The 17,275-nt window shown below is 39.2% G+C and carries 19 protein-coding genes; 6 read left to right on the top strand and 13 right to left on the bottom strand.

Annotation, left to right across the window (positions count from 1 at the left end; genetic code table 11):
- Window positions 1-54 precede the first annotated feature (54 nt).
- Genes hpt through C9J36_RS15725 form a run of 3 tightly spaced genes read right to left on the bottom strand, consistent with a single transcriptional unit; the run spans window position 55 to window position 4,406 of the window.
- Window positions 55-597 carry a hypoxanthine phosphoribosyltransferase gene (hpt, locus tag C9J36_RS15735; protein ID WP_066165531.1) on the bottom strand — a complete coding sequence of 181 codons (543 nt, stop codon included), beginning with the start codon at window positions 595-597 and terminating at the stop codon, window positions 55-57.
- Between the two features lie 30 nt (window positions 598-627).
- Window positions 628-2,013, bottom strand: coding sequence for a tRNA lysidine(34) synthetase TilS (gene tilS / locus C9J36_RS15730; protein WP_107943708.1), 1,386 nt, complete (start codon window positions 2,011-2,013; stop codon window positions 628-630).
- Between the two features lie 23 nt (window positions 2,014-2,036).
- Window positions 2,037-4,406, bottom strand: coding sequence for a SpoIIE family protein phosphatase (locus C9J36_RS15725; RefSeq protein ID WP_107943707.1), 2,370 nt, complete (start codon window positions 4,404-4,406; stop codon window positions 2,037-2,039).
- Between the two features lie 392 nt (window positions 4,407-4,798).
- On the opposite strand from C9J36_RS15725, the gene C9J36_RS15720 reads away from it, so the two are divergent.
- On the top strand, window positions 4,799-4,984 hold the full coding sequence (locus tag C9J36_RS15720; RefSeq protein ID WP_066165540.1) for a sodium:potassium antiporter: 186 nt from the start codon (window positions 4,799-4,801) through the stop codon (window positions 4,982-4,984).
- 331 nt (window positions 4,985-5,315) lie between these two features.
- Here C9J36_RS15720 and C9J36_RS15715 read toward each other — a convergent pair whose 3' ends face one another.
- The 4 genes from C9J36_RS15715 to yabP form a co-directional block, all read right to left on the bottom strand.
- Window positions 5,316-5,741, bottom strand: coding sequence for a S1 domain-containing RNA-binding protein (locus C9J36_RS15715; protein WP_066165543.1), 426 nt, complete (start codon window positions 5,739-5,741; stop codon window positions 5,316-5,318).
- Between the two features lie 195 nt (window positions 5,742-5,936).
- Window positions 5,937-6,365 (bottom strand): FtsB family cell division protein, encoded by a 429-nt coding sequence (locus C9J36_RS15710; RefSeq protein ID WP_107943706.1) that lies wholly within the window; start codon window positions 6,363-6,365, stop codon window positions 5,937-5,939.
- Between the two features lie 50 nt (window positions 6,366-6,415).
- Window positions 6,416-6,874, bottom strand: coding sequence for a spore cortex biosynthesis protein YabQ (yabQ, locus tag C9J36_RS15705; protein WP_107943705.1), 459 nt, complete (start codon window positions 6,872-6,874; stop codon window positions 6,416-6,418).
- Complete coding sequence (gene yabP, locus C9J36_RS15700) at window positions 6,871-7,167, bottom strand: sporulation protein YabP (protein ID WP_066165552.1); 297 nt, start codon at window positions 7,165-7,167, stop codon at window positions 6,871-6,873. Before yabP ends, yabQ begins: the two co-directional genes overlap by 4 nt.
- 177 nt (window positions 7,168-7,344) lie before the next feature.
- Here yabP and C9J36_RS17625 point away from each other — a divergent pair, with 177 nt between their 5' ends.
- The 3 genes from C9J36_RS17625 to C9J36_RS15685 are packed head-to-tail and all read left to right on the top strand — an operon-like array spanning window position 7,345 to window position 8,563.
- A complete protein-coding gene (locus tag C9J36_RS17625; RefSeq protein ID WP_161956452.1) occupies window positions 7,345-7,557 on the top strand; it encodes an EAL domain-containing protein in 213 nt (70 codons plus the stop codon).
- An 11-nt stretch (window positions 7,558-7,568) separates the two neighbouring features.
- Complete coding sequence (locus C9J36_RS17620) at window positions 7,569-7,928, top strand: EAL domain-containing protein (RefSeq protein WP_161956451.1); 360 nt, start codon at window positions 7,569-7,571, stop codon at window positions 7,926-7,928.
- The gene (locus tag C9J36_RS15685; protein WP_066165558.1) at window positions 7,928-8,563 is read left to right on the top strand and encodes a pentapeptide repeat-containing protein; all 636 of its coding nucleotides are present in this window, start codon (window positions 7,928-7,930) and stop codon (window positions 8,561-8,563) included. The genes C9J36_RS17620 and C9J36_RS15685 overlap by 1 nt, the downstream gene beginning before the upstream one ends.
- A gap of 176 nt (window positions 8,564-8,739) precedes the next feature.
- Here the strand turns inward: C9J36_RS15685 and C9J36_RS15680 are convergent, their stop codons facing one another.
- Window positions 8,740-9,354: a TetR/AcrR family transcriptional regulator gene (locus C9J36_RS15680; RefSeq protein WP_107943702.1), complete on the bottom strand. Its 615-nt coding sequence runs from the start codon at window positions 9,352-9,354 to the stop codon at window positions 8,740-8,742.
- Between the two features lie 114 nt (window positions 9,355-9,468).
- Between C9J36_RS15680 and C9J36_RS15675 the strand changes: the two genes are divergently transcribed.
- Together C9J36_RS15675 and C9J36_RS15670 are read left to right on the top strand one after the other, a co-directional pair.
- Window positions 9,469-10,197 (top strand): ABC transporter ATP-binding protein, encoded by a 729-nt coding sequence (locus tag C9J36_RS15675; RefSeq protein WP_107943701.1) that lies wholly within the window; start codon window positions 9,469-9,471, stop codon window positions 10,195-10,197.
- Window positions 10,194-11,210, top strand: coding sequence for an ABC transporter permease (locus tag C9J36_RS15670; RefSeq protein ID WP_107943700.1), 1,017 nt, complete (start codon window positions 10,194-10,196; stop codon window positions 11,208-11,210). Before C9J36_RS15675 ends, C9J36_RS15670 begins: the two co-directional genes overlap by 4 nt.
- Window positions 11,211-11,691: 481 nt before the next feature.
- Here the strand turns inward: C9J36_RS15670 and C9J36_RS15665 are convergent, their stop codons facing one another.
- From C9J36_RS15665 to spoVT, 5 genes are all read right to left on the bottom strand, one after another.
- A complete protein-coding gene (locus C9J36_RS15665) occupies window positions 11,692-11,862 on the bottom strand; it encodes a cysteine-rich CWC family protein (RefSeq protein WP_082798998.1) in 171 nt (56 codons plus the stop codon).
- Between the two features lie 4 nt (window positions 11,863-11,866).
- Window positions 11,867-12,157 (bottom strand): RNA-binding S4 domain-containing protein, encoded by a 291-nt coding sequence (locus C9J36_RS15660; RefSeq protein WP_066165569.1) that lies wholly within the window; start codon window positions 12,155-12,157, stop codon window positions 11,867-11,869.
- 1 nt (window position 12,158) lies between these two features.
- Window positions 12,159-13,622: a bifunctional methyltransferase/pyrophosphohydrolase YabN gene (gene yabN, locus C9J36_RS15655; protein ID WP_107943699.1), complete on the bottom strand. Its 1,464-nt coding sequence runs from the start codon at window positions 13,620-13,622 to the stop codon at window positions 12,159-12,161.
- An 8-nt stretch (window positions 13,623-13,630) separates the two neighbouring features.
- Window positions 13,631-15,217: a putative polysaccharide biosynthesis protein gene (locus C9J36_RS15650; protein WP_107943722.1), complete on the bottom strand. Its 1,587-nt coding sequence runs from the start codon at window positions 15,215-15,217 to the stop codon at window positions 13,631-13,633.
- A gap of 834 nt (window positions 15,218-16,051) precedes the next feature.
- Window positions 16,052-16,588, bottom strand: a complete 537-nt coding sequence (gene spoVT, locus C9J36_RS15645; RefSeq protein WP_066165578.1) for a stage V sporulation protein T — start codon at window positions 16,586-16,588, stop codon at window positions 16,052-16,054.
- Window positions 16,589-17,275: the final 687 nt, after the last annotated feature.

The following is a 17,275-nucleotide window of genomic DNA, read 5'->3' as shown; positions in this document are numbered from 1 at the left end:
AAAGAATATATGTGAAAGTCGATTTATGTCAAAATCGTTACATATGTTCTGATTTTAGAATGAATACACTTCTCTTTTCAAAATGCCAATGTACGGTAAGTTACGATATTTTTCTGCGTAATCTAATCCATATCCTACTACAAAACCATCTGGAACTTCAAAGCCTACGATATCTGCTTTTAAATCCACCTTGCGCCCTGAAGGTTTATCTAATAGCGTTACAATCTTAATTGATTTAGCTTTGCGATACTTAAATAGCTCGACAAGGTAGCTAAGTGTTAAGCCACTATCGATAATATCCTCGATAATAATAACATCGCGACCTTCCACACTTGTGTTTAAGTCCTTTAAAATTTTTACCTCGCCAGAAGAAACAGTGGCATTGCCGTAGCTCGATACATCCATAAAGTCCACTTCAACATAAGAGTCGAAACGCTTCATTAAGTCTGTCATAAAAGGCATTGCACCTTTTAAAACACCGACAGCAAGCGGGAATTTATGGTCGTATTCAGCTGTTAGCTGTGCGCCTAACTCTCGAATGCGTTCTTGAATCTGCTCCTCCGAAATCATAATTTTTTCAATATCGTTTTGAATCATATGTGATTCCCCCTCAAATTGTTGCAAATTTTAACGAGCGCTACGCACGATGAGAACACAATCATCCTCCCCGCGTCGCTGCTTGGAAAATTTGTTATTTACACGCACACCGAGTACAGCTAATACCTCATCCTCTGCATCGACTAACAACGGCCAGCTATCGCGTTTCGCTAAAGGGATTTTACAGTCAATAAATAACCTTGATAACCGTTTTCCTTGCATCATATTAGCAAGCTGTATACGGTCGCCCTCTCGTCTTGTACGAATATGTAATGGGAAGTTTACTGCTTTTGACTGAAAATAGTAGCATTCGCCATCGTGCTGCCCCGTATAAGTCCCTACAAATAGCCGGATATGCCCATAATCGAGCCATTTATTTAACGCTAATGCTTTCGCTTCACGCACCTCGAATACTTTATGTGGATAAACAGTCACAGTATCATATGCGCGTTGCATCATGTAATGTTTCGGTAAATGGATTGTCGCACTACCACTTGTAGTTTCAAATAAGGCGTAGATAGATGATAATAATGATTGACTAAAAAGTGTACTTGAATCGTTATAAATATAGTTTAATAGTATTAAAATGAGCCTTCTTTGTAAAGCAGGTGATTCTCTTTGAAAAGCATGAACATCAATCGTATAAATTTCTGCCGTATTTTCCTTAACTACTCGTGCATATGCTCCTTTTGCTAACTCCATTAAGTATGCATCATCCTGCTGTAGCTGGCTAGCTAATTGAACAGCATGTACGGCTATATGATTATTCTCCTCAACTAATAAAGGAATAATACGCTGACGGAAGCGATTTCTTGTATAATCATCCTTCGCGTTACTTGCATCCTCACGATATACTCCATTCTGACTTTGCAAATAACTAGAAATTTCTGCCTTCGTTACTGCTAAAAAGGGACGAATAAGCTCACCATCTGCAAATGAACGACTTGCCATCATTCCTTGTAAGCCGTTAATCGTCGCGCCTTTTGCGAGAGCCATCAGCATCGTCTCGAGCTGATCGTCTGCATGATGTGCTGTAACAAGCTTCGTGCACTTTTCCTGCCGCATAATTTGCGCTAAAAAACGATAACGCTCACTGCGACAAGTCGTCTGCAAATTGCCACCTTCCTTTTCAAGAATATCGGCTATTGGAATCGCCGTACTATGTACCCTAATATTTTCTTCTACACAAAACGCCTCAACAAATTCTCGGTCTGCTGCCGATGCTTCCGCCCTTAGCATATGGTCAACATGCGCTACGACAATTTCTATTTCTAGCTGCGCACACATCGCTCGGAAAAAATACAGTAAGCCCATCGAGTCAACGCCACCAGAGCAAGCGATGAGAAGACGGTCTCCTGCTACTACTAATTGCTGCTTTCGAATATTATGCATCACCTTTATTTCGAATGAATCCACCTTCTCACCTCCGTTCTTCTATACTAATTCGCCTTTACAGTTGCCCATTGTGGAATAATATGCTGCAATGTCAGACCAATCAATGTACAATCATCCTCAATATCATAACGCCCTTTATAATGCGCCATTACATCATACAATAACACATCAATCGGCATTTTTTCGGCAATTCTTTGCTTTATCAACTCCAAAAAATAAGACTCCTGCTCGTCCCAATTCAATTCGCTTGAAAATAAACCGTCCGACACCATAAAAATAACATCATCTGCTCTCAGCTTCATTTTTTGTGTTTCTACAGAAAACTGTGGCATAAAGCCTACAGGTGCACTTGTCCCATCAATTTTCATAACCGTTTGACCACGAATTATATATGTCGACATGCTACCAGCCTTCCATGACCAAAGTGTGCCACCTTGTAAATCAATTAGCGCAAAATCAATCGTTGCATACATGTCTATCTCACGCTTTAACGACATAACATAGTGTAACGTATGCATCGCTGTTTCTGGATTCATATTATACAATAAGCATTCGCGCATCATGCGAATCAGCTTTCTACTCTCACGCTGCGCTTCTTTATTTTGTCCCATTCCATCTGAAAGCATAACCGCTGTCAGCCCAGCATGTATCGGAAAAATAGCATGTGAATCTCCTGAGCCATTTACTAGCTCCTTCGCTTGACTATAGCTATCATGCGCTAGTTCATAGCGGACAGCTGAACGAAAACGCACCTGCATATGACGGAATGGTTCTTGCCTCATTTCATAATGCTCTACGTAAAGAGGCTCCTGCCAAACATCATAAAAAATCGGCACAATAAGCCGCTCACAAAGCTGTAGCATATCATATTGATTACTGTTTTTCGGTGTCAGTGAGCACACAACGATACGCTCGCCAGGTTTACTTTGTAACACATCTATTTGAAAGCAAGGCACATAAGCTTGCTTGAACGCAGTCATTAGCTCCTCCTCCACAGACTGAAAGGATAGTGCTTCTTCTTTAATTTCCTGCATAAGTCGCTGCAGATGGCGACTCAAATCACGCAACTGCAATGCAATCATTTTTTTCCCATGATAAAATTGCCCATTCATTTGCTCCTGATAGAGCTGCAATTCCAGCTCCTCTAGCAATTTAGTTGACTTCACACATTTTTGTTTCACCTGCTCCTCTGTACGCACAACCTCGGCTGGCTTCGAAGCCGCTTTCGCCACACACCAGCTCTCAATCGTCTGACTCATTTCTGCATCAGCCCAGCAGCGATCATAGCGAAAGCAGCTCATACATGTAGCCAATGGCTCAATTTTTTTCTTTTCCACATAATCCGCAGTAAACCGATCGAATACAAGCTCCTTCATAAAGTCAACAAAATGCTGAAATTGCATTAAATTTTCTGTCGCATGCTCTGTCATCCACGTCTGTCTTTTTAATAGCACCTCATCTCGCTCTGGGTAAAACAAATCATGCAATGTTGTAAATAATGATTGTGGAAGTAGCAAAAATAAAGTTGCTGCTACGACAATGGAGAAGAAATAGACGAGATCAAGCGGTAATGTCGCATCATAAAAAAAGAATAGCGCACTAGGTATTATGCTACCTAGTGCAACACCTAGCCGTCCTAGTTGCTTACAGCTTCCCGCAACAACACCTGTCACTGCATACAAAGCAAGCATTCCCGTAAAGGATAGGCTTGCAACACCTAGCAACGTTCCTAAAATCGTAGCGGTCATCGTTGCTACTTGGATACCTGCCACTCTAGCTGCAATGCAAATAATGAGATGTAGCATAAAAATCGTTAAAGACAAAGAATAGATAACAACAGACTGCATCCCGCCAAGCAAGGCGGCCGCAATGACAAAACCAGCCCCAATGCGCTCATAGGACCAATTCGTCTGCCAAAATTGGTGTGGACGCACGAAGAAAAGCTGAATAAATAATGTCATTAACACAGCTAATACTACCTCATAGCCAACGTATAAGAGCACTAAAAATGGTGGCACTCCCCCATATGACACGCTTTGCCATGGCAATTGGATAAGTAAAATGGATAAGCCAATCGCCAAAGAAGCTGGCATCTTATAATATTTGAAGCGACATAACAGCTCAAAGACGATGAGCTGCAAACATAAAATCACTGCCTGTCCTAATCCAAACGATAAGGAACCTAACAAGCCACCAATAATAACAGCTGTCCGCATATTGTCATAGCGCAGTCGCACAATTGCCCAAAATGGCAATAAAAAAGGTAGTGTCGCATCAAAAAATACTGCTTGTGCTAAAAAATAAGCAATAATGAAAAAGGTAGCTTGCAAACTATAGATAGTTTTTTTATTTTTTGCATACCCCTTCATCCCCTGCCACATAGAAGGTGTTTCTAGCATTTCCACTCGTGTCATATAGTCATCTCCTCTAGCTTTTTTGCCATTATATAAAAATTAAAGCGTAAAATTTGTCTGTTCATATAGGCAACTAGAAAAAATGTTTCGACGAATTGTTAGCAAATAGTGGGAAAAATGAGTGAATTGGTGAATATCTGATTTACTTCTTTGTCATAAAAAGGATGGATATGTCCAATAAAGTGAAACCTCAATCAGTGGAGGTTTTCCTCATCCCCATTGATTGTTAGTTGAATCAATCGGGCTTTTACGGGGAGCTCATCTCTCACTTATCCTTTAGCGTATTTTCACTTAAGTCTTACTGCCCGTTAATGCGGGACAAAGCACCATATGAAAAAAAGTAAGTTATTGATTATACTAGATATATCGAAATAGATAGGAGATTATAAATCATGACCCAACAATTTACATACCTAACATTGCTCTGCTCTTTTAGTATGCTGCTCATTGTAGGTGGTGTACTCTTAACAAAATTACCCCTCATCGTGCAAACACTTATGATTAGTGTCGGTCTTATTTCTGGAATTTTTTGCTTCATTTCGCTCATTCGCATGCTAATAAAGCAAGAGAAAAAATAAATGGGGAGAGGCGCTTAAAATGCCCTCGGCAGTGCTTCTTCAAAGAGCGCACTTATAGAGGGTTCCTTGAAATCGGGAGCAACACTGCGTTTAGCGGATTTCCCTCCGAATAAAAGTAATTGAAATTTTCATTGCATCGTAAAATGGAGCCACCTTTTCGAACAGCCCTGTCGCAGAAAATCTTCCTGAAAGATGCTAAAATGGCTACCTACTTTTATTTATAAGAATTCATTTTCATAAAATACAAACAAAACGCCCGAAAAGCAGTGCATTGCACACTTTTCGGACGCCCTTATATTACATCTTTTCTACGCCTGAAATAGCCAGTAAACTAACTTCGTCTAGCTCCACGGCCACCGCGTTTTGATTCTGTTGCACGCTTTAATGTTGCAAGACGCTCATCGCTATCTTTTAAGAAACGTGCCATTTTTTGCTCGAAAGTCTCTTTCGGTTGACGATCATTTCGCTCATTTGATCGATTATCACGACGTGGACGTTGAGGACGTTCTGGTCGCTCTGGTTGAGGCTTCGCTTTGCGGATTGAAAGACCGATCTTACCGTCAGCTTCAACATTCATCACTTTGACTTCAACTTCATCCCCTACTTTTAGAAGTTCGTTGATGTCTTTCACATAGTTGTCTGCCACTTCACTAATGTGTACTAAACCCGTTTTGCCATCTGGCAGCTCAACGAATGCTCCAAAATTTGTGATGCCTGTTACCTTACCTTGTAATTTGCTGCCTACTTCAATTGACATAAAAAAAATGCTCCTCCTTAAAAATTAAGCGACTTCATAAGTCATGTACTAAGTATACTGAAACTTTTATCATTAATAACAGTTTCTATTCTATTATAACGAACAGGATAATCGTGTCAACAACACTGCGCTAAATCTGATTCGTTTCACAGCAAGGAGGGCGACCCAACACTTTTCACGGATTCGCCCTCACCCTTACTCATCATCATCTTCTTGTTGTTCATTCGATTGTTTCTTTTTGGGAATTGTAAAAATAATCTCGCCTTCCTCAGACATAAAATATTCTTTACGTGCCAACTTCGCAATATATTCATCATCCTCAAGCTTTGCAATTTGCAGCTTTAACATATCCTGCACTTCTTGTATTTGCTCTAGCTCCACTAAAACCTCTGCCTTTTTCTGCTCCTTCGCATCAAGGCGCTCATACTGCTTCATTAGCATGCTAGCTAGTCCAAAAATGACTACACTTGCTATAACAAAGAATGCTACCAGCCTGCGACGACGGCGAACAATCTGCTGCTTTGAAGGTTTATTGCTCGCCTGAATTTCACTAGAACGAACATAATCATTATCTAACGCTCTTACTCTGTTAGGTGATGGTTCTTGGTAATCTCGCCTTGCCATTTTGTTCACCTCACGATTTTGAATAATACAGCTATTATACTTTGTAAAAACTATTTTTTAAAGCGGTTTCCAATTGTTACTTTGTACAGTTTCGTGAAAGGTGTAAGTATGAATAAGACTATAGACTTACACACATGCCAACACATTAGGAAAAAGCGCCCGATAATATAAATAATCCAATAAATTGGACGAATAAAGAGCAATACAAATACACGACCGACAAATCGGAAAAAGCGTCTGAATAATTTATCATACGCAAAAATACCAACTAGCTGAAATAGTGGATCAACCGCGCGCCACTGCCCTCCCTTTGTCACATATAAAAAGTAAAATGTACAAAATCCGAGAGCAACCCATACCATAAGCTCTAGCACTACAGCGCACTGACGAATCCATTGTCGCCCAGATAGCCCTCCCAATACGGCTCGAGTACTGTCAATAACACAGCCGACAAATAGTCCACTTGCCAACATGATGACAGCACTCATTAGCTGTGCTGAAATCGTCATCCGAACAATTTATGAATAAAGCCCTTTGCCGCACCGTCTTCCTCATCGTACTGCATGAGCTTCACATTGCCCTCTAATGTAAGTAGCCCCTTGTCCACATCTAAATGCACAATGCGTAGCTCCTCACCTCGAATTAGCAAATGTCCTTGAGATGTGTGAATGAAAAATTCCTCCTGATCAAAACGCTCAATTGCTTTAATTGATGTCATGTCCATTCGCTTGCGGTTGCGAATTGTCACTAAATGCTCACCCGACGGAATTGTATAACGATTACTTTCTTGATGCAATGTCATGTCCATCCCCTCCTTTTTGCTTCTGTCACACTTTATGCAGCATATGGGAAAGGCATGACTAAAATTATAAGAAGAAAATAATATAACTAACTTATTGCTAAATAAAAAAAGGAAAATGCTATAATTAATAAAAAAACTTGCGTGATAGGAGAGAGGTTTAGTATATGGATTGCTCAATTGATTTTTCAATTAAAAAAATGGCAGATTGAAGGCAAAGCGCATTTAACGGTATCGATTAATTTATCACCCATTCATTTTTTGAGTACGACTTTACCCGATTTTTTATTGAATTGCACTAAAACAGCCGGTATCGCCCCACAAAGCTTAATACTAGAAATTACTGAAAATGTAACAATTGAAGACCGTGATGCTGCTAAAATCGAATGGTAGAGCTTAGAGCTATGGGCTTTTCTATCTCAATCGATGACCTCGGAACAGGTTATTCATCATTTGCCTACTTGCAAAACCTCCCTGTCCATCAAATTAAAATTGACCGTCAGTTTATACGCAATATAAGCATCAATCAAAACAGTGCAGATATCGTCCAAACAATCGTTCAACTAGGAAAAACAATTGATTTACAGGTCGTGGCAGAAGGTGTTGAAACACAAGAAGAATGGAATATATTAAAACAATTCGGCTGTGATAGTATACAAGGCTTTTATTTTAGCAGGCCTTTACCAGCAAATGAAATTAACAAGCTTTTTGAAAAAACAGCAACAGCTTGTAAACTTCACTTACCAATTGGAGGGAGCCTTTAATGAAAATTACTTTACCTAAAATCCCAGCACAATTAACTGCGAGAAACTTCTCTGATATTTTGTATGAGGAATATCCAGAGCTAGAAATGTGTGAAATTATTGACTCTACATTTACGAATGAGGCAATAGAGAGGGTTCGTATCGACAAAGCCATTCTGAAAAATAGTCACTTTAATTATACAAATTTCAGCCATATCCAATTAACCGATGTTCGCTTTGAAAATTGTGATTTGTCCAATGTAAACTTTAGCAAATCCTCGATTCATCGCGTGGAATTTATCAATTGCAAACTGTTAGGAAGCCAGTTTCCTACATCTTCTTTAGGCAATGTACGTTTCGACAATTGCATTTTACACTTAGTAACATTTGACAGCGCAAAGCTTGAAAAAGTGATATTCAACAAAACACTCTTAACAAATAGCGATTTTTACGAATGCAAATTTAAAGGAATTGAATACAATTGCTGCAATTTGAATGACGCCAATTTCGAGCAAACTTCATTAAAAGGCATCGATATTAGCTCATCTACTTTTGAAACACTAACCATTTCGATTAATAGCTTAAATGGCTGCAAAGTATCCTCTTCTCAGGCAATTCAGCTAGCTTCATTAATGGGCGTTATCGTTGTAGACTAATATCGAGGAGGCTGTCCAAAAAGCCATGCATAGCCGGCATTTTGGACAGTAGCGATTATCTTTCACAAAACATATAAATAGCGAGCGCCTCTTTTAAAAGTATGGTAAACACGGGCTCCAACGATGTTTACCTTCGATAAAAGAGAAGCAATGAGAACCTTTAACTCAATGCTTTCTCAAAATAAAAGGGGCTTTTCAGATAGCCCCCACATCCCACCTAAAAATTTCAACAAACGAAAATGAATCATTGAAAGCTTCTTCACGCTTAAATGCTCATCTCCACTCGCTAACCATTCTTGAATAACACCCAAAATAGCCGAGGAAATAAATGCTCGTAAATATTCACATAGCTCCATATCCATCCCATCTACCTTTATAGCCGTCAAATTTCGCACAATATGCTCGCCAAAAATGGATTTTACACCAATACTAAAAGCTGGACTCCCTTGCTCTCCTAACAGCACACGAAAAAATATTGCCTGCTCTGTAATATATTGAATCACTTCAACAAATGGTTGGTACAATTGCCCTGCTTGTATTGTTTGTGTGGCATCCAACAGTCGAATGTTTTTCACGCGGTACACTAAATTATGTAATAATTCCTGTTGTATATCTTCCATCACCGCAAATTTATCCGTGTAATGTAAGTAAAATGTTCCTCTATTGATTTTGGCTGCTAAAGCAAGCTCCTTCACTGTTACACGTTCAAAACCCACTATCTCTATTTGTGAAATTAATGCCTTTTTAATTGCCTGCTTTGTTTCAAAATTCATTTTTTCATGTACAGACATACAACTCCTCCATTCACTTAACATATACGTCAAATTTGTTGATTGTATTTGTCCAAATGCTAACGTAAAATTCAAATCACATCAACACTTTGTTCAGTAAAGGAGAGAAGATATATGGAGAACTATGCAGTCTCATTAAATTGTGTTGAAAAAAGATTTCATCATAAACAAGTAATCGCCCCACTTTCCTTAAATATTCCGATGGGACAACTAGTAGGCTTACTTGGTCCCTCTGGCTGTGGAAAAACCACTTTAATTAAAATGATTATGGGCATGTTAAAACCTGATAATGGACATATTAAAGCGTTAAATTTGGTAGTGCCACATCAGCAACTATTAACAAATATCGGCTACATGGCTCAAGCAGATGCACTGTATTTGGACTTAACCGGAGAAGAAAATCTTTATTTTTTTGCAAAACTTTATCGCCTAGCTAAAAAGGAGCAAATTCAGCGCGTTGCCTATGCGGCACAGCTTGTACGTTTAACAGATGACTTGCAAACCAAGGTAGACAATTACTCTGGTGGCATGAAGCGTAGACTATCGTTAGCTATTGCCCTCTTACACAATCCTACATTGCTTATTTTAGATGAACCTACAGTTGGGATTGACCCGGTTCTTAAAAAAGAAATTTGGCAGGAGCTCATGCGCCTGAAAATAGAGGAGCAAAAAACTATTTTAGTAACGACACATGCGATGGATGAGGCACAGCAATGCGACCAATTAATTATGCTACGCAACGGTCATATTATTGCGAACGGTACGCCACAAGCATTAAAAACACATTATACAGCACAGGATTTAGATGAGGTATTTTTAAAGGCAGGAGGCGAGGTACTATGAGAGTTGGCGCTATTGTCACAAGAATTATTCAACAAATGCGACGCGACCGCCGCACATTAGCATTGTTATTTTTTGCCCCTCTACTCGTGCTTACCTTAATGTCCTTTATTTTTAATAGTAATGAAGCAAGTGTAACACTTGTTGTCACCAATGGTGCTCCACCTATAATGGAAAAGCTTCAAGCGGGGGATTTTCAAATTATTGAGGAGAAGAATTTTTCTGTAGAGCAATTAGCAGAATATCAATATGATGGCTGGTTAAGTTTCAAGCAAGGGAATAGTAAGCTAATATTATTAAATGATGACCCTTCCAATGCTAAAGTATTAATGATGAGGCTCACACAAGCACTACAACCAAAGTCAGATGACTCGCCTAGCTTGACCACTAGCTATGTATATGGTGACCAAGATACCTCTATTTTCGATACATTCAGTCCAATGCTTATCGGTTTTTTTGTTTTCTTCTTTGTTTTTTTAATTACTGGTATTGCGCTATTGAAGGAGCGAACTTCTGGCACTTTAGAGCGCTTGCTTGCAACGCCGATTAAACGTGCTGAAATTGTGGCAGGCTATATGCTTGGCTATGGCTTATTTGCCTTTTTACAAACTATTATTATTGTACTGTTCGGCATCTATGTACTAGATATCGTACATGTTGGCTCAATTTGGCTTGTGCTACTTATCAATATGGCTGTAGCTCTCATCGCACTTTCTTTAGGCACACTACTTTCAAGCTTTGCTAGCTCTGAATTTCAAATGATGCAATTTATTCCATTAGTCATTGTGCCGCAAATATTCTTTTCAGGTATTTTTCCGCTCGACAATATGGCCGCATGGCTACAAAAAATCGGTCATTTCATGCCGCTTTATTACGCTGCTGATGCACTGAACGGCATTATGTACAAAGGTTTCACATTCATTGAAATAGCTATGAACTTAGCTGTGCTTACTGCTTTTGCCATCGTTTTTATTACCTTGACAATCCTTAGTTTGAAAAAATACCGGATGTTATAGGGAGCAGGTTATCCTAAAAAATTTATGTATCCATTCTTTCTACTGAATTAGGATAAAGGAAAATTTCAATCAGTGGAGATTTTCCCCATCCCCCACTGATTGTTAGTTGAACCAATCGGGCTTTTACGAGCAGCTAATCTCCCTCTTATCCTTAGCGTAACTTAAGTCTTGAAGTGGGCGTCTTACTGTCTGTTAATGGAGGATAAAGGGGGACTATATAAACAATTACACTACCACCAGCTCTAGCACAACTTTTCGAGCCAGTAAAGGAATCTCTTTAAAACTGTGACACCCACCGGAGGATTAGGCCAATATAATGAGTTGTTACGCGCGTAGTAGCCAATGAAGCATAGTAAACATTGCTAAGCCAAATTAAAACAACCTGACGAGAGTGAGCCGTCTGCCTTATTTCTTGTAAGCTTTGCCCGTAAATTCCAAAAACGTGTAGAAAAGTGCCATCAAGCTTCTTCTACACGTTTTTTTATTTTCTACCATATTCCTCCAAGCACTTCTCGCAAATACAGCTTGTTGGATTTTCTATGAGTATTTCCTTTGGGAATTTCACGGTCATGCACCAGCAGTCGCTTTGCTTGCTCGCAACGCCACAGTTATTACTGCCGCCACATAGCGGGCATTCCTTTTCATCTGCCATTTGCTCAATCCTCGTCGTCAATGAATTCTGGCTCAATTTTTTCTAGGCGCTCTTCCTTTAAAATGGTGAACATATTTGCCGCGTCTTCTTTGCGGGCATTTTCATTTAGCTGCTCAACACGTGCTGTGACGATTTTTTGTCCGAAGCGAATCGCTAACTCGTCACCGACTTTTACAGTACTGCTCGCCTTTGCGACCTTGTCGTTAATTGTGATACGACCTTGCACAGCAACTTCCTTTGCTAATGTGCGGCGTTTAATTAATCTCGATACTTTCAAAAATTTATCTAATCGCATATTATTCTCCCTTTTCCTGCTTTTTTGCCTCATCCCAGAAGGCATCTAATTGTTCTAGTGTGAATGCGGTGAAACCCTGTCCACTCATCTTCACTCGTTGCTCCACATAGCCAAAGCGTCGAGCAAATTTTTCATTTGCATGAATCATCGCTTCCTCTGGCGAAATCTTATAAAAGCGCGCGATATTCACAAGTGTAAATAACACATCACCAAATTCATCAAGTTGCGCAGCAGCAGAGCCCTCTGTAATTTCCTGACGAAACTCCTGCCACTCCTCCTCAAACTTTGCCCATACATCCTCTGCATTTGGCCAATCAAAGCCAACTGTCGCAGCCTTTTTCTGATAATTATAAGAGGTTTGCAGCGAAGACTCCGCACGGTGCTCACCTGCTAAAAGCGGCTCTAGCTGTTCGCCCTTTTCCTGACGCTTTATTGCCTCCCAATTAGCAATGACCGCATCGGCATCCTCTGCTGCTGCGTCACTAAACACGTGCGGATGACGGCGAATCATTTTTTCACTAACCGACGCAAGCACTTCTTCTAAATTGAAATAGCCATTATCTTCGCCAATTTGCGCATGTAAAAACACTTGAAGCAAAACATCGCCTAGCTCCTCGACCATCGCAAAGTCATCCTCTGCATCAACAGCCGCTAAAAATTCATGCGTTTCCTCAATTAAATATTTTTTCAAGGATTCATGTGTTTGTTTTCGGTCCCAAGGACAGCCATCCGGTCCGCGCAAAACAGCAATAATACGACGCAAAGTTGTCCAATCACGCAGCGCATCTTCGTCTGATGCCACAGGAGGCACATAAACTGTCGTTAAATTATTAAGCTCTGCCACTTGGTCTAACTCGTATAAAGGGACTGTCACTATCTTTTCTTGTGAAGAGCCTGCTGCTGTCACAATTGTTACAGGATAATCATCACGATATTTTTCCATTAATGTCAGCTTCACCTCTGACGCACTAAACTCATCATACACTTGTGCAATCAAAGTATGCTGGCGCATATTCAACTCGTCCATAGACATGCTTGTACCATCTAATAATTGAAAACCTTCGATTGGGTCGATTTTTAACGCTGTAAAAATCGGGTCTAGAAAGCTTTGCCCACCCTCGATTTTGAGCTTAATTTCCCCATTCCTTGCTGCCTCAATTAAATGCTGTACCGTTTGCTCAGCCACTAGCGGATGCCCTGGCACTGCATACAATACCGACTCCTGCTGTGCAACCTCGATTAAACACGCGGCTATCTCCTCATAGACAGGTTGAAATGTGTCATACTTTTCATAAACGCCATCAAAACTATGAAATTGAATATCCTCTGTTGTCAAATTCTCTATTACAGGATGTTCTAGTGTGCGCACATATATTTTTTTAGCCGCTTTAAGCTTTTTATAAACGCCATATGGCAACTGCTCCAAATCAGATGCCCCTAAGCCGATTACGGTTAATTCATTCATTATTTTTCCTACTTTCTTTTATTTAGCCATAGTTGGTATAGTGCCATACGTCGACCAAATGGAATTAAAAACCACTCTTTTTCTTTCAATATACGGCTTTTGGCAATAATCGTAATAAAGGTAGATGCCCCTATTAAAATCAAAACGCCACTCATTATTGCAGCTTGCGTACGCCCATCTATTGCACTTAGTAACACGTGGAAAAGAAAGGCACTTACTTTCACTGCTATGACCATTGCTATACTTGCCGCCGCCAGTGTTTTATAAAAAACAAGCGGTGCTAGGCTGACATTGACGATTCGCTTTATATATAGCATAAGGAAAATAGCACTAAGGAACAAGCCAAAATTACTCGCCAATGCTGCACCGATAATGCCGATTGTTGGCAACAACCATATATTGCTCAGCCATTTTAAGATAAAACCTGCTGCAACAATCAATGCTGGTATTTTTAATTTGCCGTAACCTTGTAAAATTGCTGTAAATGTCAAAATAAGTGAAAACGGGATAATTTGCACTACTACGACCATTAATACAGCCGATAAATCAGCGGTAGTAAATAGAAGTTCATTGACATATGGCATTGTAATAATTAAACCAAATGTGGCTGCCGTACCAAATAATAATGCTGTACGATATGTTAATTGCACAAATGGCATCGCCCCGCGACCCGCTGTTTTTATTTTTTGCGCGATGAGGGGCACAATTGCTAGTGACAGCGATGATGCAATAACGACACCAAGCTGTACAAGCGGCTGCCCACGATCATAAATACCTTTCTGCACCATCGCCTGCTCCATAGGCATTCCTTGCTCAAGTAATGACGTATAAACTGTAAAGGAATCAACTAACTGAAAGCCGAGCAACATTAAGCTACTTAAGCTAACACTTAGGCTGAACAACGTCACATCTTTGATAACTGCCCATATATTTATTTTGATAACATGGCAATTGCCATTTAACTGCTTACGAATATAAAATAATAGCAGCATAATACCTGCGATTTCTCCCACTACCGCACCAAGTACCGCTACATTACCTGCCGCATAAATAGACTTCGATGTGTGCATGACTAAAACCGTGCCACCTAAAATGACGAGCACACGAATTAGCTGTTCAAATACCTGTGCATAAGCAACTGGCTCCATTGCTCCCTTCGCTTGAAACGTTCCTTTTAATAAAGCGAGTGTCGGCATACAGAGCGCAACAAAAGCGCCCGTTTGCAGCAACGGTGCTAGCTTTTCATCGCCCATCCAATATGCTAGCATTTGTGCACCGAAAAATAATAAACTGAAAAACACGAGTGACAGCACAGTTAAATAGCTGAAAATTATCTTTGAAATCGACCGTTTTCTATTTATATCAGCAGTGTCTGCCAGCATTTTTGAAATAGCAATTGCAAACCCGCCGGATGTCCATACAACAAAAAATGAGATGAATGGGTACACCTGCTGGTAAACATAAAACCCTTCATCCCCAACTAAATTTTGAAAAGGCACACGATAAACAGCGCTCAGCACCTTCACTACAAGTGCTGCCAGCGTCAATAATAGTGCGCCTCTCATATATTTCTTCATTCCATATTGCTGCGTCATCATTCAAATCCTTCCCCAATCCTACGAGTGCTTACAGTATAGCATTCCTATAGAAAGACTGCTTAAAATGAGAGCAAGTTTCCTACAAGTTAAACTTTTAATATTAAAAATAAAAAAGTATTTTTGAAAACTTTTCGTAAGTACAACCAATTAGCAAAATTTTCAACCAACTTTTCCATATTAAAAATTTACTAATACCGATAAAAATGTAGTAGTAAGGTGGGGGAATGCTGCCGGTGAGAACAAGGAATATTCACAATATTCTAAATGAAACCTAATAAATTACATCATTTGTTATAATAAAGAATAACTGTAGCTTAGCTATATGATTACATTAATCTTGACTAGGGAGAAGATAATCGGTTTGAAAAACTCACTTTATTTATTATAACATTTTGACATTTGTCGTATTGGGGACATTTAGTAATACTAAAACAAAAATGAATTTTGTTAATGGAAAGATTGCAGACGATGAAATTTTGTTTCTTATGGAGAGTAATTTAGAAAGCTGTAACTCCGTTGAATTTTCCAGTCCTATTAATACAGATTACGATGGAACGACTGGAGTCTTACTAGATTATTATGAGGAATATGATACATGGTATATCTACGACTAAGGGATCACACGAAATTATCCATATTTAGCAAATATCTACTCTATTGTAAATATAGTCAGAGGCATAATTTATGAAAAATCGACCGAAATATCAACTCCTATTTTAGGCACATATGCTAAATATTCTGTTAGAGATTTTAATTATAAACAAGGTAAATTTAAAGTAATTAAAAAACGTCCATAAAGCTGTGCCTTAGCACGCTTTGCGGACGCCTCTACTAATGCTGCATTTGCTTAGCTAAAAATGTTGCACTTAGCTCAGCTGCCTTTTGTTCGACTTCGCCGATAAAATGCGCCTTTGAAAATAGGTATACTGCCCCGATAATATCGCCATTGTTAACGATAGGTACGATGCAATAGGATTTAACCTGTTCAAATTGCCCCGGCACAATTTCTAAAGTTGTTTCCATCTTTTCAAGTGTCGTATTGCGAGATTTTAAGCAATCCTCCGCAAAAGCGGATAGCCTACGATTGACATATTCCTTCTTCGACACGCCTGCAATCGCAATTACTTCATCTCGGTCACTAATAAGTGCTGGTGTGCCGAATGTTTCATAAAGTGATTCCACATATTCTTGTGCAAACTCGCCTAAATCGTTAATCGGTGAGTATTTTTTTAAAATAACTTCGCCTTCGCGGTCTGTATAAATTTCAAGTGGATCTCCCTCGCGAATACGCATCGTGCGTCTAATTTCTTTCGGAATAACAACTCGTCCCAAATCATCAATACGTCGTACAATTCCTGTTGCTTTCATTATCAATTGCCTCACTTTCAACAAATTCAAACTGCACTTTAAAGTAGTATGGTGTAAAAAGTTGAAATGTATGCAAGTCGGACCAAAAAAATTGCTGTACTGTTTATGAAATGTTTTTTGTCAGGCTATATTATTAAGACAAACAGGATAAATATAGGGATTATTCATATACCTGCCGACGCAGTATGGATTATTAGTATATCTGACATGATGAAACATCTTTTGGTTGTTATTAGCCTTATGATTTCCGAGGCAAACTACAGGAAGTAACGCTTAAGCGTTTATTTGAAGCGAATTTTACTTCAACAGATTCTGTTTTAGTTGATAAATCATTATTAACACAAGAAAAATTTGAACAGTCAGGGAGACTCGCACTAATTTTTGATAATGGATTGAAAGGGACTCTACACCTAGTAAGCCAATAACGACACTTAAAAAGCCAAAGCCCTTTAATTCAAGCTTTTCAAAACAATTTGCGCTCTATATAAATCCTGCTTTTATTGATAAAGCAGTCTCTTGAATCAAATACATTTGGTTTTGGACGAGCTAAACAAGTATTATTTTCACAGTTGAATGACCCTAGCTTCAAACATCTCTTTTATAAGGATGTGAAATGTAATGATTATCTATGTTTTAAAGGAAAAAAGTCAATTTTCATTCGGAAGAAAATCCTCCGAACCAAGTGTT

It is taken from the genome of Metasolibacillus fluoroglycofenilyticus, from assembly GCF_003049645.1.
In the GTDB taxonomy this organism is placed as follows: domain Bacteria; phylum Bacillota; class Bacilli; order Bacillales_A; family Planococcaceae; genus Metasolibacillus; species Metasolibacillus fluoroglycofenilyticus.
This window is presented reverse-complemented; position numbering and strand designations above follow the sequence as displayed.

What these genes read in the sequence shown, in the direction of transcription:
- C9J36_RS15675 (WP_107943701.1), top strand. Translation starts at nt 9,469, where the DNA reads ATGGAGAACTATGCAGTCTCATTAAATTGTGTTGAAAAAAGATTTCAT.
- yabQ (WP_107943705.1), bottom strand. Translation starts at nt 6,874, where the DNA reads ATGACGATTTCAGCACAGCTAATGAGTGCTGTCATCATGTTGGCAAGT.
- C9J36_RS15660 (WP_066165569.1), bottom strand. Translation starts at nt 12,157, where the DNA reads ATGCGATTAGATAAATTTTTGAAAGTATCGAGATTAATTAAACGCCGC.
- C9J36_RS15665 (WP_082798998.1), bottom strand. Translation starts at nt 11,862, where the DNA reads ATGGCAGATGAAAAGGAATGCCCGCTATGTGGCGGCAGTAATAACTGT.
- C9J36_RS15710 (WP_107943706.1), bottom strand. Translation starts at nt 6,365, where the DNA reads ATGGCAAGGCGAGATTACCAAGAACCATCACCTAACAGAGTAAGAGCG.
- C9J36_RS15720 (WP_066165540.1), top strand. Translation starts at nt 4,799, where the DNA reads ATGACCCAACAATTTACATACCTAACATTGCTCTGCTCTTTTAGTATG.
- C9J36_RS15670 (WP_107943700.1), top strand. Translation starts at nt 10,194, where the DNA reads ATGAGAGTTGGCGCTATTGTCACAAGAATTATTCAACAAATGCGACGC.
- C9J36_RS15715 (WP_066165543.1), bottom strand. Translation starts at nt 5,741, where the DNA reads ATGTCAATTGAAGTAGGCAGCAAATTACAAGGTAAGGTAACAGGCATC.
- hpt (WP_066165531.1), bottom strand. Translation starts at nt 597, where the DNA reads ATGATTCAAAACGATATTGAAAAAATTATGATTTCGGAGGAGCAGATT.
- C9J36_RS15680 (WP_107943702.1), bottom strand. Translation starts at nt 9,354, where the DNA reads ATGTCTGTACATGAAAAAATGAATTTTGAAACAAAGCAGGCAATTAAA.
- yabN (WP_107943699.1), bottom strand. Translation starts at nt 13,622, where the DNA reads ATGAATGAATTAACCGTAATCGGCTTAGGGGCATCTGATTTGGAGCAG.
- C9J36_RS15650 (WP_107943722.1), bottom strand. Translation starts at nt 15,217, where the DNA reads ATGACGCAGCAATATGGAATGAAGAAATATATGAGAGGCGCACTATTA.
- C9J36_RS15725 (WP_107943707.1), bottom strand. Translation starts at nt 4,406, where the DNA reads ATGACACGAGTGGAAATGCTAGAAACACCTTCTATGTGGCAGGGGATG.
- C9J36_RS15685 (WP_066165558.1), top strand. Translation starts at nt 7,928, where the DNA reads ATGAAAATTACTTTACCTAAAATCCCAGCACAATTAACTGCGAGAAAC.
- C9J36_RS17620 (WP_161956451.1), top strand. Translation starts at nt 7,569, where the DNA reads ATGGGCTTTTCTATCTCAATCGATGACCTCGGAACAGGTTATTCATCA.
- spoVT (WP_066165578.1), bottom strand. Translation starts at nt 16,588, where the DNA reads ATGAAAGCAACAGGAATTGTACGACGTATTGATGATTTGGGACGAGTT.
- yabP (WP_066165552.1), bottom strand. Translation starts at nt 7,167, where the DNA reads ATGACATTGCATCAAGAAAGTAATCGTTATACAATTCCGTCGGGTGAG.